Consider the following 15,666-nt stretch of genomic DNA (forward strand, 5'->3'; position numbering starts at 1 on the left):
CTGAAAGGAGTGACCGATTCAAATGACTCATTTTGAACATAATCTGCCCATTCTCCGCCGCCGGGCCGGGTACACCCAGGAGAGCCTGGCCGAGGCCCTGGGCGTGAGCCGCCAGGCGGTGAGCAAGTGGGAGAGCGGCCAGACCCTTCCCGAGGCCGCCACCCTGCTCACCCTGGCTGACCTGCTCTCCTGCACCCTGGACCAGCTGATGCGGGAAGAGCTGTCTGAGACGGATTTTCCCCCGCCTCCCGCCCCTGACACTGCGGCTGAGGAGGCCCGGTTCGCCCTCTTCGTGGCCTACGACCAGCACATGGACCGCTTCTCCGTCCTCATGGCCGCCGGAGTGTTCCTGTCCGTCGCCAGCATAGCCTCCATTCTGGGCGGCTGTCTGGTCTGGGGTGAGACGGGCTTTATCGTACTTCCCTTCTTTTTGTGCCTGGCGGCAGCGGTATTTCTGTTTATCTGGGGCGGCATCGCCCACAGTGACTTCCGCAAAGCCCACCCAACGGTGCCGCCTTTCTACAATGCCGATGCCATTACCGCCTTCCGGAAAATATTCCGGGCGGGCATCGCCATCGGGGTAGCCGCCATTCTGGTGGCAGTGGCCCTGCTGATAGGGCTGTCCGTGCTGTGGCAGTTCCAGCCCAACGGCGGCGCAGCAGCCTGTACGGTGTTCTTCTTGATTGTGGCGGCCGCAGTGGCCGCTCTGGTCTACCTGGGCATCCAGCACAGCAAGTACCACGGTAGCGGCGCTGCCCAGGAGGAGGCCAGTTGGACCTATACCCCTTCCCCTGCTTCTGACCGCCGGTGCGGCTTTATTATGTCGGCTGCCACCATCATCTTCCTGGTGGCGGGCTTTGTGTTCGACGCCTGGCACCCCACCTGGATTGTCTTTCCGGTGGGAGGACTTCTCTGCGGCATGGTAAGCGCCGCAGGCAGGAAATGAGGAATCAGTATGACCTTTGATGAGGCAGGCAACCTGTTGGACCGGATGGCGGAGGAGTTCCCTGAGGAATTCTATGCCGACCTCAACGGTGGTATCTCCCTCCTGCCCGACGAGATGCCGGACCCGGAGTTCCCGTCGGGGGAGATGTATATTCTGGGCGAGTACTGCGACGACCAGATGGGCCGGTACATTCTCCTGTACTACGGCTCCTTTGCCGCCCTGGCCGCCAAAGAGGAATGGACCGAAGCGGACTGGGAGGAGGAGCTCTATGCCACCCTGGCCCACGAGTTCACCCACCACATCGAGGGTCTGGCGGGCGAGCGGGGCCTGGATTTGAAGGACGAGGCCTTTCTGGAGGCCTGGCACGAAGAACTTGACCCATAAAACAGAGGGCTCCGCCGGTTTTACCGGCGGAGCCCTTGTTCTATAAAGGCACTATCGGTGCGGCAATGACCCGCTCCAGCGGGCTCTATCTTTGGCCATCATCCCCTGATTTTACCCGTGCTCTTCAGCCAGGCGATCTCGTCATGCATGGTCTCACGGTAGCTGCGGGTGTGATATCCCAGCTCCCGCTCCGCTTTACAGGAGTCAAAATTGTTGTTGCGCGCCAGGTTGTAGACAGAAAACGTGGTGAGCAGCGGCTTTTTCCCCTGCTTTTTGGCGTTCTTCTCCACAATACCGGCAATAAAGTTGGCCACACCACAGGGTAGAAAGACGTCAGGCGCCTTGCAGCCTGCCTCCTCGGCCACCAGCTTGGCAAAGTCCTTAAAGCGCACCTCCCGGTTGGCCAGAATATAGCACTCACCGCTGCGGCCTCTCTCCATGGCGGCGATGCAGCCCGCCGCCAGATCCCGCACATCGCACAGATTGAAGGTACCGTCGATACCCATGGGCATTTCACCGTTGATAATCTTAATCATGGTGCTGGTGGTCTCCCCCACCGCATAATCCTCGGGGCCCATAATGCCGGAGGGATGGACCACGCAGGCGTTCAGGCCCTGGTCCCGGACGGCATCCAGCACCAGCTGGGTTGCAAGCGCTTTGCTCTGGCTGTAACAGCCCCGCACCAGTTCAGGCATTGTCTCAGGCTCGAAATGGCTGACTTCCGCGATTTTCTCCCCTTTGGGCAGCTCCGGAATGGCGCCGGTGGAGCTGACGTAGACCAGCTTGCGGAATTGGGGCGCGGACAGGCAGCAATCGATGATGTTTTTCGTCCCGCCCACGTTGACGTCAATCACTTTGGCGTTGTAGTCCGGGTCCACCGTGACGATGGAGGCGCAGTGTGTCACATAGAGCTCAGCGCCGTCTTCCGCAGTGAAAAAGCGCTTCAGTGAGGCGGGGTCCGTCAGATCCCCCTCACAGATTTCCACTCCCTCGGGAAGAAACGCCCTGGCCTTATCTCCCGGCAGAACAAAGGCACGGACTCGCTTTCCCCGGGCCACCAGCTGGCGGCAGATGGTGCCGCCAAGAAAACCGGCTGCTCCGGTGACCAGGTAAATCTTCTTTTCAAGCTTTTCAGACGTGTTCATAGGGGCTCCTCCTTGTTTTGCTTTGTGTAGCGATAGTCTAGCCTTCCGCTGTTTTTGTTTTGACAAGGAGATGTTTGTGAAATATGAAAAAGCAGGTCCCACGGCTGTGCCGTGGGACCTGCCGCACTTATTCTCTGGCGATACCGAACAGCAGCATGTCCAGTACCTCTTCCGACAGGGCAAAGAGGGCCTTTACATCTGTAATCTTCTCCTGTCCCTGATAGCCCTCCACAATGGGGAACAGTGTCCCCTCAAGGCTCTCCAGATACCGGTAAGCCCGCTGTCTGTCCACTCCCTCCCGCAGGGTGAGCCTACTCAGAGCCCTCCCCAGAAAGCGGCGGTTGATGTCCTGAACCGGACCTCTCAGGCGCTGGATATCCTCCCGGAGATGTTTGGGCGGATGGAGCATGGCATTTTCAAAAACAGTCTTCTCCAAAGGGTGCTCCTGAAAATAGCGCTCACGCAGGGAGAAGAAACGCCTGATACAGCTCCTGCCGTTTTCAGGTTCCTCTCCTTCCTCCTCCATGGCCCGGCTCACATACTCCGCCATGCTGCGGAACATGTCCCCCACGCAGAGCAGGAACAGCGCGTCCTTGCCTGTATAGTAGTGGTAGATCATCCCCTTGGAGATGCCCCCTCTTACGCAGATACCATCCATGGTGGCAGCCTCATAGCCCTTGCTCCCGAACTCCTCCATGGCGGCCCTGCGTATCTCACGCCTGCTGCGTTCCTGGCGTTCCTTCTGCGTCATGGTTCCACTCCTCCTGTCTTTTTCCTGCCTGATTCAGCTCACCGGCCCACTCAAAGCCCTTTTTGGCGATAAATACCGCAATAATTTCGTTGATCACTGCCGCCGCGGCGATGGTACCCTGGAGAATGGAGGCGCACTCAGGTGCGGGCCCGCTGAGGACGGACACCGCAATACCCGTAAAGACCAGTGACACCCCCGAGTGGGGCAGCAGCGTGAGGCCCAGGTAGCGCCGCACGGTGACCGGCGCGCCGGTGACCGTGGCGCCGAACCGTGCACCGCTGTATTTTCCCACCGCCCGGGCCACGATATAGACGGCGGTATAGAGTCCCGCGCCGAAGATCAGGTGGTAATCCAGCGGGGCGCCCAGATTGAGAATGACCACAATCAGACCCGCGCCGATGACCGGATTCATCACCTGCATGATCTCCTCCAGCTGCTTCTCCGGGATGAGATTGGCGAACGCAGTAGAGAAGGCCATGCCGATGAGCATGAAGTTCAGGGCGGGCACAGGCAGCACCACCTGGTTGAGGAACATCCCCAGCCCGGCGGACAGGAGCAGCATGACCGCCATCACCGCCACCGAGGCCTTCTGTCCCCGCACCAGCCGGAGCAGCTTTCCTGTCACAAAGCCGGTAACCGCCCCCAGGAGCACAGGCAGGAGCACGATGAGCAGCATGACCCCCACCGAAATCTGCCCGGCGGACAGGTTTGCGGACACCAGCGCCACCACCACGAAAAACACCGCCGCGCCCACCAGGTCATCCAGGGCGGCCATGGGGATCAGGGTGTCGGTGACCGGTCCGGCAGTCTTCATGCCGCTGACAATGGACAGGGACGGCGCGGGCGCGGTGGCCAGGGCGATGCCGCCGAAGAGGAAGGCCAGATAGACCGGCACGTCCGCCGCCAGGAATATCACACCAAAGACCAGGCTGACCACCAGGAAGGTCCCCAGGGACTCTGTGACCGTGGTGACCACAATCTGCCTGCCGGCCTTCTTCAGCTTGTGCCACAGCAGCTCGGTGCCGATCATCAGGCCCACAATGCACTCCAGAATGTGCTCCGCCGTACCGTACCACGCCGCGTCCAGCACCGTGTTGTCCAGCAGGCCGAAGGCGTGGGGCCCCAGCACCATTCCCGTCAGCAGCCAGCCCAGAATGGCGGGCAGCCGCAGCTTTGACACCAGCTTTCCCACCACGAACGCCACTCCTACGGTCAGGAGCAGCCGGATGAGTTCCTCGATTACCATCTCAGATTCCCTCTTTTACAGCGTTATTCCGTCAGGCCCGCCCAACTCAAAAAGCAGACCGTACCGTCTGTTTTATTTTAATACAAACAGACTGATTAGTCTGTAAATTAATTGTGAATCTTTTTCCACACCACCGCGCTCTCATGTGGACAAAAAAATCCTCCGGACACACTGTCCGGAGGATTTTTCTGGTGGTATTGGCTTTTGGGGCTCAGCAGGTGGCGCCGCCGGTGATGTGGAGCTGAGCGTCCAGAATGGCCTGCTTGCGGGAGAGGATGTCGTCGGAGAGGAGCTCCTTCTCCACGTGCTCAAAGCCCAGGCGCTCGATGGTGTCGGCAAAGCGCTCGCCGGTCTTGCCCTGCTCACGGAACAGAAGAAGGGCCTTCTCGATGATGTTCAGGGCCTCCTCCTTGGTGGTGATGAGCTTGCTGAGGGGACGGCCGGTGGCGGTGCGCTTGCCCCAGCGGCCGCCGATGTAGATCTTGTAGGCAAAGGTGCCGCCGTCCATGGCGTCAAAGTAGCACTTGTCAATGCAGCGGCCGCAGTTGTTGCACACGTCCTTGTCAATGGTCAGCTCGCCGTCGGCCAGCTTGGCCGCGCCCATGGGGCACACCTGGGCCACGCCGCACTTTTTGCAGCCGTTGCACTCCTCGGGGTCGAAGTTGGGGACCATCTGGCCGATGATGCCCAGGTCGTTCAGGTCGGGCTTGACGCAGTTGTTGGGGCAGCCGCCCACGGCGATCTTGAACTTGTGGGGCAGGCGGACATTGTGGTAGCCCTTGTAGAACCGCTCGTGGATCTCCTCGGAGAGGCCGAAGGTGTCGTGGAGTCCGTACTGGCAGGTGGTACCCTTGCAGGCCACCACGGGGCGGACCTTGGAGCCGGTGCCGCCGGTCTCCAGCCCGGCCTGGGCGATGTAGGCCCGGAAGGGCTCGATGTTGTCGTAGTGGATGCCGGGAATCTCCACGGTCAGGCGGGTGGTGAAGGCCACGGTGCCGTTGCCGAATTTCTCGGCGGCCTCGGCGATGATCTGGTTCTGCTTGGCGGTGATCTTGCCGTTTACCGTGATAATCCGTCCGTTAAAGCAGTCGGTTCCCTTGTTGTGGAGAAAGCCGAAGGCTTTCACCCGCTTGATATCCTCGGGCTTGATGGTGCAGGCCATAATTGATTACCTCTCCTTAATTATTTTGTATTTCAGCGCAGGATGTGTCTTGTTTTACTTCACCAGGTCGGTGCCGTTGACGGTGGTGCCTCCCTCCAGCACCACGGTGTCGGTATAGCCCAGGGCACGCAGCCGGTTCTGGGTCAGGTAGGCCCGCTTGCCCTTGGCGCACACCAGAAGGAGCTTCTCGTCCTTGCCGATGCCCTCCAGCCCATTGGGCAGAGCGGTGAAGTCCAGATAGGGCGCACCCTCCAGGGAGGGAGCGGGGCCCACGTCAATGATACGGCGGCCCTCCGCCTTTCCAGCCTGGAAGTCGGCGGGGCCCATGCTCACCAGACGGCCGGAGAGCTTGTTGAGCAGAATCTGCACCGCGGCCACAAAGGGGTGAATGGCGGTGGAGAAGGGGGGCGCGTAGGCCATGTCCATGTTGGCCAGGTCGGCCAGGCGGGCCTTCAGGGTGATGGCGGTGACGGCCACGTCCACCATCTTGTCCACCGCGCCCTTGCCCAGCACCTGGATGCCCAGGAGCCGCTGGTCTTCTCTGGCGGCGATGAGCTTGATGATAAAGTCGCCGGAACCGGGATAGTAATGGGCCTTGTCGCCCAGGACGCACACCACGCTCTCAGCGTCAATGCCGGCAACCGCGGCCTGCTCCATGCTCATGCCGGTGCGGCCGGCGTTGAGTCCAGGCAGCTTGCACACAGCGGTGCCCAGCACACCCATGTACTCGCTCTCTCCGCCCGCCAGGTTTACGGCAGCGCTGCGGCCGGCGATGTTGGCCGTGGAGCCCATGGGGGACCAGGCGGGGGCGCCGGTAATCAGGTTGTGGACCATGGCGCAGTCGCCCACAGCCCAGATAGCCGGGTCGTTGGTCTGGCCGTGGAGGTCGGTGAGCAGGGTGCCCTTCACCATGTCCAGGCCGCTGTCGGAGAGCCAGGCGGTGTTGGGCCGGATGCCGGTGGACAGCACCACCAGGTCGGCCTTCATCTTCCGGTTCTCGCACAGAACCTTCTCCACCTTGCCCTCGCCGGTGATGGCGGTAACCCGCTCGCCGGTGAAGACCATGATGCCCTCCTCGGCCAGATGATTCTCCGCCCAGGCGGCCATCTCCTTGTCAAAGCCGGGGAGAATCTGGGGGGCCATCTCCAGAACGGTGGTGCGGATATCCCGGGCGGCCAGGTTCTCCGCGGCCTCCAGGCCGATGTAGCCGCCGCCCACCACCACGGCCCGGCGGACCTCGCCGCTCTCGGCGGCCTGGCGCAGGGCCACGGCGTCCTCGGGCGTACGGAGGAAGAACACATTCTTCAGGTCCACACCCTCAATGGGAGGCTTCACAGGGGAGGCGCCCACGGCCACCACCAGCTTGTCGTAGCTGTACACGCTCTCGCTGCCGTCGGAGAGATTTCTGGCGGTGACAGTCTTGGCGGCCCGGTCCAGAGCCACAGCCTCCACGCCGCACTTCACCGTCACGCCGGTGAGCTTTTCGAACTTGGCGGGGGTATTGACAATCAGCTCTCCCCGCTCGTGGATGAGACCGCCTACATAGTAGGGCAGGCCGCAGCCGGCATAGGAGATGTCCTGACCCTTGTTGAGAATGGTCACTTCCGCCGTGGGGTCCTCGCGCTTGAGCTTGGCGGCCGTCTTTGTGCCTGCGGCTACGCCGCCGATAACCAAAATCTTCACGGGAATATCCATCCTTTCCGGCGGCTGACCCGCCTTTCAAACTTTGTCTTCATTTTATCACTTGTTCTGCTATTGGTAAAATAGTAAAATTGGATAGACCCAATCAGAAAAACCGATACCCACAAAGGAGGGGACAGACTTGATCACCATCCGCCACCTGAAAATTTTTCTCACCGTGGCCGAGACCCGGAACATGAGCGAGGCCGCCGCCCGGCTTTATGTGTCCCAGCCCACGGTCTCCCAGACCATTGGCGAGCTGGAGAAGATGTACAAGGCCCGGCTCTTTGAGCGCTACCCCAAGGAGCTCTTTCTCACTGAGGCTGGGCGCACCCTCCGCGCCCAGGCCCTCCTGGCGGTAGAGGCATTTGACCGGCTGGACGAAGTCATGCAGGGCGAGGGAGAGCGCCCCTCACTGCGGATTGGCGCCACCCTCACCGTGGGCAGCACAGTGCTCTGTCCCATTCTTGACGAGCTGCGTTCCGTCCGGCCCAATGTGGATCTGTCGGTTCAGGTGGACAACACCCGCACCATTGAGAGCAAGCTCCTCCAGAACGAGCTGGACGCGGCCATTGTGGAGGGTATCATCCACCGGGAGGAGATTCTCTCCTCCCCCATTATCAGCGACTGCCTCATCCTGGTCTGCGCCCCCGACCACCCCTTTGCCGCCCGGAAGTCGGTGGATCCGGAGGAACTGGCCGGACAGCCCTTTGTCCTCCGGGAGCAGGGCAGCGGCACCCGTGCCCTCTTTGAGTCCTTCATGGCCCGCCGGCGTCTGCCCCTCAACGTCAAGTGGGAATGCAGCAGCACCGCCGCCATCAAGCAGGCCGTTATGCGGGGGTATGGGCTGGCGGTTCTCTCCGCCCGGCTGGTCAGCGGGGAGCTCTCCCGGGGTGAGCTGCATCGGGTCAACGTGGAGGGCTGCGCCTGGCAGCGTTCCTTCCTGCTGTGCTACCACCGCAACAAGGTCATCAGCGACACTCTGCGGCGCTTCCTGGACATCGCCGCCTCCTACTCCTCCTACGGCGCTCCCTGCCCCATGGAAGGGAAGCTCTGAACAATATACCTATTAAATATAGCAATTTTACCTTGTAACAGTTTTTAGTTCATTGTTTTATGCGCATTTTGTACATTTGACCTTTGACAATTTTCAAACAATACGATAGAATACCCTTCACCTCCCATATGAGGTTCCAAACAGGAAGGAGTTTTATCGTTATGAAGAAGAATTCTCTTGTGCTTCTGGCTCTGGCCGGTGTTATGGCGCTCAGTCTCAACGCCTGCAGCCAGCCCGATGCCGGTGAAAGCGCCCCCGCTCCCACCGACGGCAGCACCGATGCCGTCACCACCGCCTCCGTCACCACCGGCCTGTATGGCAATCTGACCCAGCAGGAGCTGCTGGACGAGATCGCCGCTTACAGCGGCGTGTCCGTGGTGTCCACCGTCAATGCCGACGGCACCCCCAACATCGCCATCTTCACCCCCGGCGCCGCCGGAGATGACAGCCACATTGTCTTTGGACTGGCCGACAACGCCACCAAGACCAATATCCTGCGGGACAAGGTGGCCAAGATGGTGTTCGACATCCCCAACACTGCCGCCGAGACCAAGGAAGAGCGCCACAGAGGCGCTGTGGTCAAGCTGGAGCTGGAGGAGGACCAGGATGTCCTGGCCGAGCTGATGGCCAACAACGACCGTATCTCCGAGAACTCCATTGTCTGTCGTATCGTGGAAGTACTGCCCGTAGGCTGATTCCATCCCAACCGCAAACCATATCCGCCGCCCCTGTCCGGATCTCTCCGGGCTGGGGCGGTTTTCTTTTTCTCCCCTGTCTCTTTCTCCCGTCATATACTGGGGCGGAGGTTTTGACTATGAACAAGTTTTGCGGCAATCAAAATCCCGGCTGTCCGCTGTGTCCCTGCTCCACGGTAACCGTATGCTCCATCCCCGGCCCCACAGGGGCAACCGGACCGGCCGGGCCCACAGGCAGCACCGGGCCCACGGGAGTAGCAGGCCCCACCGGCCCCACCGGCAGCACCGGCAGCACCGGGCCCACGGGAGTAGCAGGCCCCGCCGGTAGCACCGGGCCCACGGGAGTAACAGGCCCCACAGGGCCCGCCGGCAGCACCGGGCCCACGGGAGTAACAGGCCCCACAGGGCCCACCGGCAGCACCGGGCCCACGGGAGCAACAGGCCCCACCGGACCCACCGGCAGCACTGGGCCCACGGGAGCAGCAGGCCCCACCGGGCCCACCGGCAGCACTGGGCCCACGGGAGCAGCAGGTCCCACAGGGCCCACCGGCAGCACCGGGCCCACGGGAGTAACAGGCCCCACCGGTCCGGCAGGTACCGACGGCCAGAATGGTGCCACAGGCGCTACCGGAGCGACCGGGCCTACCGGTCCCTCCCTGCCCGCTGTATACGGCAATTTTTCCAGCAGCGCGGGCCAGACCTTTTCCGCGCCGCTCTACGGCTCCATCGTCTTTGACCAGTTTAACGGCAATGGCATCACCCAGAGCTCCGGCGGACAGTATGCCGTTATCTCCACTGCCGGGCTCTATCTCATCAGCTTCGGCGCCCTTGCGAACACCGACCTGCCTCACTATATCACCATTGGCATTACTCCCGGGGGCTATCTCACCTGGGCCCGCACTCCCCTGTCCAACGGCGTTATGGTCAGCCGGACCATTGCTGTTCCTCTCCTTCCCAACTTTCTGGTGAGCATCCATGTGGATTCTGCCGACAACAATACACCTGTCTCACTCCCCGCTACGCCCAATTACTCCAACGCATTTCTCTCTATTACGTTAGCAGGGCCTTACCCCACCCCTTGAGCGCGGCGGGAAATCTCTTCTTTTTCCAATTGTAAATTCTCCCTGTACCTGTTACAATGAAAAAGTAAATTTCAGTTACGCAGGGAGGGACTCACTGTGACCCTTGGGCAGAAGATCAGAGAGGCCCGTCAGAGCAAGGGCATGACCCAGAAGGAGCTGGTGGGTGACTATATTACCCGCAATATGCTCTCCAAAATCGAGAATGACAGCGCGGTCCCCTCTGTACGCACCCTGGAATATCTGGCTGGCGCCCTGGGCTTTCCCACCGGATATTTTCTCTCTGACGCCCCTGTGTCCGACGGCACCGCCCCCGATGGCCTTGACGAGGCCCGGGCCGCCTACCGGGAGCACCGCTGGACAGACTGCCTCACCGCCCTGGAGGCGGACAACAAGGCCGGTACCACGGACGAGGGCTACCTGCTCCACGCCCTGGCCGGCGCCGCCGCCGCCCAGGAGGCCCTGGACGAGGGCCGCCTGGCAGAGGCCAGAGAACTGGCGGAAAATGCACAGTATTACAATCAGGAAGGTATGTATGGCAGCGCCTGGCTCTCGGCTCAGCTGGCTCTGATCCTGGGTACCTGTCTCACCCAGTTGGGGGAGGAGGGCTATGCCCGGCAGCGGGCTGCCTTTCTCCGCGCCTTTGAGTCCATGGAGCAGGATCACCAGACTGCCTCCGGCAGGCAGACGGATTGATCGCAGTCCGTCTGCTTTTTTGCTGGGCATAAACCGGGTTGCTGCACCCTTTCCGCTCCTTCCCCGGGGCTGTGCCCGATATTGACGGACAGGCCTCCCTCCCTTTGTTTCTGCTTGTCCCTTTTGAGCGCCTTTATTCCCCTTTTTTCCCCTCAGGGCGTTTTGCTTTTGGATCTATTTTACTTTTTACTTGTTCCATACTTGACTGCCCCATTGTATTGTTGTATAATTTATACAAATAAGTTCTGCTAAAAACAGTCATTTGTGTCAATTCGACAATCAAAACCGCTCATTAAGTTTCGTTTTTGTAACTTTTTTCCAATTTTCTGGAGGTGTTCCCTATGTCCCACACGGATCAGGCAACTCTGCCCCCTCAGCAGCCCGACACACCGCTTTTTCACTTTCTGCAGGGGGATAACTGTCACGCGCAGGACTATCTGGGCGCCCATCCCGCCAGCATAGACGGGCAGGACGGCTATGTCTTCCGCGTGTGGGCCCCCCACGCCAGGGGCGTGTCCGTGATGGGCGACTTCAATGGCTGGAGCGAGGATTCCCACCCCATGAACCAGCTGGACGGCGGCGTTTGGGAGCTGTTCATCCCGGGCATGAAGCAGTACGACACCTATAAGTACGCCGTCCACGCCAGGGACGGACGGGTGCTGGCCAAGTCCGACCCCTACGCCTTCCACGCCGAGACCCGCCCCGGCAACGCCTCCAAGCTCTACGACCTGTCCGGCTACCAGTGGGGTGACCAGAAGTGGCTGGAGTACCGCAAGAGCCATCCGGTCTACCACAATCCGCTGAATATCTACGAGATGCACCTGGGCTCCTGGCGGCGCACCGGCGAAGGCGAGTTCCTCAGCTACCGGGATATGGCCAGCTGGCTGGTGCCCTACGTGAAAGAGATGGGCTTCACCCACGTGGAGCTGATGCCCATCACCGAGCATCCCCTGGATGCCTCCTGGGGCTACCAGTGCACCGGCTACTTTGCCGCCACCAGCCGCTTCGGCGTGCCCCACGACCTGATGTACCTCATCGACCAGCTCCACCAGGCCGGCGTGGGCGTGATTCTGGACTGGGTGCCCGCCCACTTCCCCAAGGACGCCTTCGGCCTGTACGAGTTTGACGGCGAACCCTGCTATGAGTACGCCGACCCCCGGAAGGGCGAGCACGCCGACTGGGGCACCCGGGTGTTTGACTACGACCGGAAGGAGGTCCGCTCCTTCCTGTTCTCCTCCGCTCTCTTCTGGCTGGAGCAGTACCACATCGACGGCCTGCGGGTGGACGCCGTGGCCTCCATGCTCTACCTGGATTACAGCCGCCAGAGCGGCGAGTGGGTGCCCAACAAGTACGGCGGCCATGAGAATCTGGAGGCCATCGACTTCCTGCGCACCCTCAACACACATATCTTTGTTCCCCATCCCGACGTGCTCATGATCGCCGAGGAGTCCACCGCCTGGCCCCTGGTGTCCCACCCCGTGGACGAGGGCGGCCTTGGCTTCAACCTGAAGTGGAACATGGGCTGGATGAACGACATCACCCACTACATGAAGCTGGACCCCTATTTCCGGCAGTTTAATCACAAGGACATCACCTTCTCGCTGATGTACGCCTTCTCGGAGAACTTCATCCTCCCTCTGTCCCACGACGAGGTGGTCCACATGAAGGGCTCCTTCCTCAACAAGATCCCCGGCCCCTACGAGGAGAAATTCGCCGGCGTCCGGGCCTTCTACACCTACATGCTCACCCACCCGGGCAAGAAGCTGCTGATGATGGGCAGCGAGTTTGGCCAGTGGAATGAGTGGCACTACGAGTACTCCCTGGACTGGCACCTGATGGAGAACAAGGAAAACCGGGACATCAAGGCCTTCTTCCAGGCGGCCAACGCTTTCTACCTGGAGAACAAGCCCCTGTGGGATCTGGACTTCTCCTGGGAGGGCTTCCAGTGGATCTGCGCCGACGACAACCAGAATAACTGCGCCTCCTTCCTGCGCAAGGACAGCAAGGGCGACTTTATTCTGGCTGTGTGCAACTTCTCCCCGGTCCACCGGCCCGGGTACCGGCTGGGCGTCCCCTGCCGCGGCACCTATCAGTGTGTGTTCAACTCCGATGACGAGCGTTTCGGCGGCTCCGGTCTGGGCGACAAGGAGCCTCTCAGCTCCGAGGACATCCCCATGCACGGCCAGGACCAGTCTCTGGTCATCGATATCCCGCCCATGAGCGGCGTCATCTACCGGTGCACCCGGAAGAAGCCCGCCCTCAAGAAGAAAAAGGCCGCCGCCAAGGCTGGCAGCGCCGTCAAGCTGACCCCCGTGGGCAAGAAGCGTTCCACGGCCAAGAAATCCTGATTTTTCTCCGGCAGTCCGCCCCATGGGCCCGCTGCCGGCGGAAAGGTACATAATTTGTGCGCATTACCACCAAATAAGCAGAGGTGTTAGGAATGAAAAAGGAATGTGTCGCTATGCTGCTGGCCGGAGGACAGGGCAGCCGTCTCTACGCCCTGACCAGCCGCGTGGCAAAACCCGCCGTCCCCTTTGGGGGAAAGTACCGCATCATCGATTTCCCGCTTTCCAACTGCATCAACTCCGGTATTGACACCGTGGGCGTGCTGACCCAGTACCAGCCCCTGGAGCTCAATGCCTACCTGGGCAACGGACAGCCCTGGGACCTGGACCGGTCCGACGGCGGCGTCCATTTGCTGCCCCCCTATGTTCAGAAGGGCGACTCCGGTACCTGGTACAAGGGTACCGCCAACGCCATCTACCAGAATATCGGCTTCCTGCAGCTGTACAATCCCGAATATGTGCTGATCCTCTCGGGCGACCACATCTATAAGATGGACTACGGCGCCATGCTGGCCTACCACAAGGAGAAGGGCGCCGCCTGCACCATCTCCGTGCTGGAGGTCCCCATGGAGGAGGCCAGCCGCTTCGGCATCATGAACGTGGATGGCGAGGACAACATCTACGAGTTCCAGGAGAAGCCCAAGCAGCCCAAGAGCAACCTGGCCTCCATGGGTATCTACATCTTCACCTGGTCCAAGCTGCGCGACTACCTCATCGCCGACGAGGCCAATCCTGACTCCTCCAACGACTTCGGCCACGACATCATTCCCGCCATGCTGAACGCCGGCGAGAAGATGTCCGCCTACCGCTTCAAGGGCTACTGGAAGGACGTGGGCACCATCAGCTCCCTGTGGGATGCCAACATGGACATGCTGTCCATCGGCACGGGTATCGACCCCTACGATCCCAGCTGGCCCATCTATGCCCGCCCTGCCACCAAGCCCCCTCACTTCACCGGCCCCGACGCCAAGATCTCTCACTCCATGGTCACCGGCGGCTGCGAGGTGTACGGTACCGTTAAGAACTCGGTGCTCTTCCACTCCGTCATCGTGGAGGAGGGCGCTACGGTGCGCTACTCCATCCTGATGCCCGGAACCGTGGTCAAGGCCGGCGCCGTGGTGGACTACGCCATTGTGGCCGAGAACGCCGTCATCGGTGAGAACGCCACCGTCGGCACACCGCCGCCGGAAGGCGGTTCGGAGGACTGGGGCATCACCGTGGTGGCCCAGGACGTCAAGGTTGGCGACGGTGCCGTCGTGCCCGCCAACGCCATGATTACCCGTAATGTGGAAGGAGGTGCTGCGAAATGATGAACAAACTGCACAGCATCATTTTCGCTTATCGCTCCAACGCCGACCTGCGGGAGCTGACCCAGCATCGTAATACCTGCTCCGTGCCCTATGGCGGCCGTTACCGCACCATTGACTTCATGCTCTCCAACTTCGTCAACGCCGGTATGGTGGATGTGGGCATCATCGTCCACGCCAACTATCAGTCCCTGCTGGACCACCTGGGCTCCGGCAAGGACTGGGACCTGTCCCGCAAGCACGGCGGCCTGCGCATCCTGCCCCCCTTCGGCTATGCCAATAAGCAGCGGGGCGGCGTGTGCCGCGGCCGTATGGATGCCCTGGAGGGCGTCTACTCCTACCTGAAGAACATCAAGCAGGAGCACGTGGTGCTGGCCGGCGGCGATATCGCCGTCAACCTGCCCATGCGGGATATCTATGAGCAGCACATCAAGAGCGGCGCTGACATCACCGCCGTGTGCACCCGCAACCCCAAGGGCGACCCCAAGTCCTCCGATTACTTCACCATCGGCGCTGAGGGCCGGGTGACCGACGTATTTGTCCACCCCTACGCCCCGGAGGGCTGTGAGTCCCTGGAGGTGTACATCCTCTCCAAGAGCCTGCTGCTCTCCCTGGTGGATGACTGCGCCGCCCACAACATCCCCTCCTTCAGCCAGGGCGTGCTCCAGTCCAGAGTCCACACGCTGAACATTGTCCCCTACATCTTTGACGGCTATGCCGCCCGGCTCCAGTCTGTCCCCGGCTACTTTGCCCGCAGCATGGAGCTGCTGGATCCCAAGGTCCGTGCCGACCTGTTCGTGCCCGACCGCCCCATCAAGACCAAGGACCAGTCCAACCCCTCCACCTATTACGGTGAGGAGGGCAGATCGGTCAACTCCCTGGTGGCCGACGGCTGCATCATTGAGGGCACTGTGTCCAACTCCATCCTCTTCCGCGGCGTGCGGGTAGAGGCGGGCGCCCATGTGGAGAACTGCATCCTCATGCAGGGCACCACCATCCAGCAGGGCGCGGTCCTCAAGTACACCATCACCGATAAGAACGTCCATGTGAATCCCGGCCGGATGCTCATGGGCCATGCCACCTATCCTCTGGCCATCGCCAAGGACGAAACCGTATAATAACGGCGGCCGGCGCACCGCTGAAACTGCGAGAGACGGAGCCCCACAGGCTTCG

Annotated in this window: 13 protein-coding genes and 1 pseudogene; 9 read left to right on the forward strand and 5 right to left on the reverse strand. The window is 61.2% G+C overall.

What is annotated here, in order from left to right:
- Positions 1 to 22: 22 nt before the first annotated feature.
- Both ACOX7T_RS06625 and ACOX7T_RS06630 read left to right on the forward strand, forming a co-directional pair.
- Positions 23 to 946, forward strand: a complete 924-nt coding sequence (locus ACOX7T_RS06625; RefSeq protein ID WP_433441084.1) for a helix-turn-helix domain-containing protein — start codon at positions 23 to 25, stop codon at positions 944 to 946.
- A gap of 9 nt (positions 947 to 955) precedes the next feature.
- Complete coding sequence (locus ACOX7T_RS06630; protein ID WP_433441086.1) at positions 956 to 1,330, forward strand: metallopeptidase family protein; 375 nt, start codon at positions 956 to 958, stop codon at positions 1,328 to 1,330.
- A 98-nt stretch (positions 1,331 to 1,428) separates the two neighbouring features.
- Here ACOX7T_RS06630 and ACOX7T_RS06635 read toward each other — a convergent pair whose 3' ends face one another.
- The 5 genes from ACOX7T_RS06635 to ACOX7T_RS06655 form a co-directional block, all read right to left on the reverse strand.
- A complete protein-coding gene (locus ACOX7T_RS06635; protein WP_433441088.1) occupies positions 1,429 to 2,475 on the reverse strand; it encodes an NAD-dependent epimerase/dehydratase family protein in 1,047 nt (348 codons plus the stop codon).
- Between the two features lie 127 nt (positions 2,476 to 2,602).
- Positions 2,603 to 3,226, reverse strand: coding sequence for a TetR/AcrR family transcriptional regulator (locus ACOX7T_RS06640; RefSeq protein ID WP_433441090.1), 624 nt, complete (start codon positions 3,224 to 3,226; stop codon positions 2,603 to 2,605).
- Entirely contained in the window at positions 3,189 to 4,472 is a 1,284-nt protein-coding gene (locus ACOX7T_RS06645; protein WP_433441092.1) for a cation:proton antiporter, read from the reverse strand. Before ACOX7T_RS06645 ends, ACOX7T_RS06640 begins: the two co-directional genes overlap by 38 nt.
- Before the next feature lie 211 nt (positions 4,473 to 4,683).
- On the reverse strand, positions 4,684 to 5,634 hold the full coding sequence (locus ACOX7T_RS06650) for a 4Fe-4S binding protein (RefSeq protein WP_433441094.1): 951 nt from the start codon (positions 5,632 to 5,634) through the stop codon (positions 4,684 to 4,686).
- A 54-nt stretch (positions 5,635 to 5,688) separates the two neighbouring features.
- Entirely contained in the window at positions 5,689 to 7,317 is a 1,629-nt protein-coding gene (locus tag ACOX7T_RS06655; protein WP_433441096.1) for an FAD-dependent oxidoreductase, read from the reverse strand.
- A gap of 139 nt (positions 7,318 to 7,456) precedes the next feature.
- Between ACOX7T_RS06655 and ACOX7T_RS06660 the strand changes: the two genes are divergently transcribed.
- The 7 genes and pseudogenes from ACOX7T_RS06660 (at position 7,457) to glgD (ending at position 15,611) form a co-directional block, all read left to right on the forward strand.
- Positions 7,457 to 8,371 carry a LysR family transcriptional regulator gene (locus tag ACOX7T_RS06660; protein ID WP_433441099.1) on the forward strand — a complete coding sequence of 305 codons (915 nt, stop codon included), beginning with the start codon at positions 7,457 to 7,459 and terminating at the stop codon, positions 8,369 to 8,371.
- Between the two features lie 161 nt (positions 8,372 to 8,532).
- On the forward strand, positions 8,533 to 9,066 hold the full coding sequence (locus tag ACOX7T_RS06665) for a hypothetical protein (protein ID WP_433441101.1): 534 nt from the start codon (positions 8,533 to 8,535) through the stop codon (positions 9,064 to 9,066).
- Positions 9,067 to 9,263: 197 nt separating this feature from the next.
- Positions 9,264 to 9,671, forward strand: a pseudogene (locus ACOX7T_RS06670) (hypothetical protein); the annotation flags it as partial.
- Positions 9,672 to 10,244: 573 nt separating this feature from the next.
- Positions 10,245 to 10,841: a helix-turn-helix domain-containing protein gene (locus ACOX7T_RS06675; protein ID WP_433441102.1), complete on the forward strand. Its 597-nt coding sequence runs from the start codon at positions 10,245 to 10,247 to the stop codon at positions 10,839 to 10,841.
- A gap of 341 nt (positions 10,842 to 11,182) precedes the next feature.
- On the forward strand, positions 11,183 to 13,189 hold the full coding sequence (gene glgB, locus ACOX7T_RS06680; protein ID WP_433441104.1) for a 1,4-alpha-glucan branching protein GlgB: 2,007 nt from the start codon (positions 11,183 to 11,185) through the stop codon (positions 13,187 to 13,189).
- A gap of 92 nt (positions 13,190 to 13,281) precedes the next feature.
- On the forward strand, positions 13,282 to 14,496 hold the full coding sequence (locus ACOX7T_RS06685) for a glucose-1-phosphate adenylyltransferase (RefSeq protein ID WP_433441106.1): 1,215 nt from the start codon (positions 13,282 to 13,284) through the stop codon (positions 14,494 to 14,496).
- Positions 14,493 to 15,611: a glucose-1-phosphate adenylyltransferase subunit GlgD gene (gene glgD / locus ACOX7T_RS06690; protein ID WP_433441108.1), complete on the forward strand. Its 1,119-nt coding sequence runs from the start codon at positions 14,493 to 14,495 to the stop codon at positions 15,609 to 15,611. The genes ACOX7T_RS06685 and glgD overlap by 4 nt, the downstream gene beginning before the upstream one ends.
- Positions 15,612 to 15,666: the final 55 nt, after the last annotated feature.

The sequence above is a fragment of the Pseudoflavonifractor sp. genome, assembly GCF_050943825.1.
Classification (GTDB): Bacteria; Bacillota; Clostridia; order Oscillospirales; family Oscillospiraceae; genus Pseudoflavonifractor.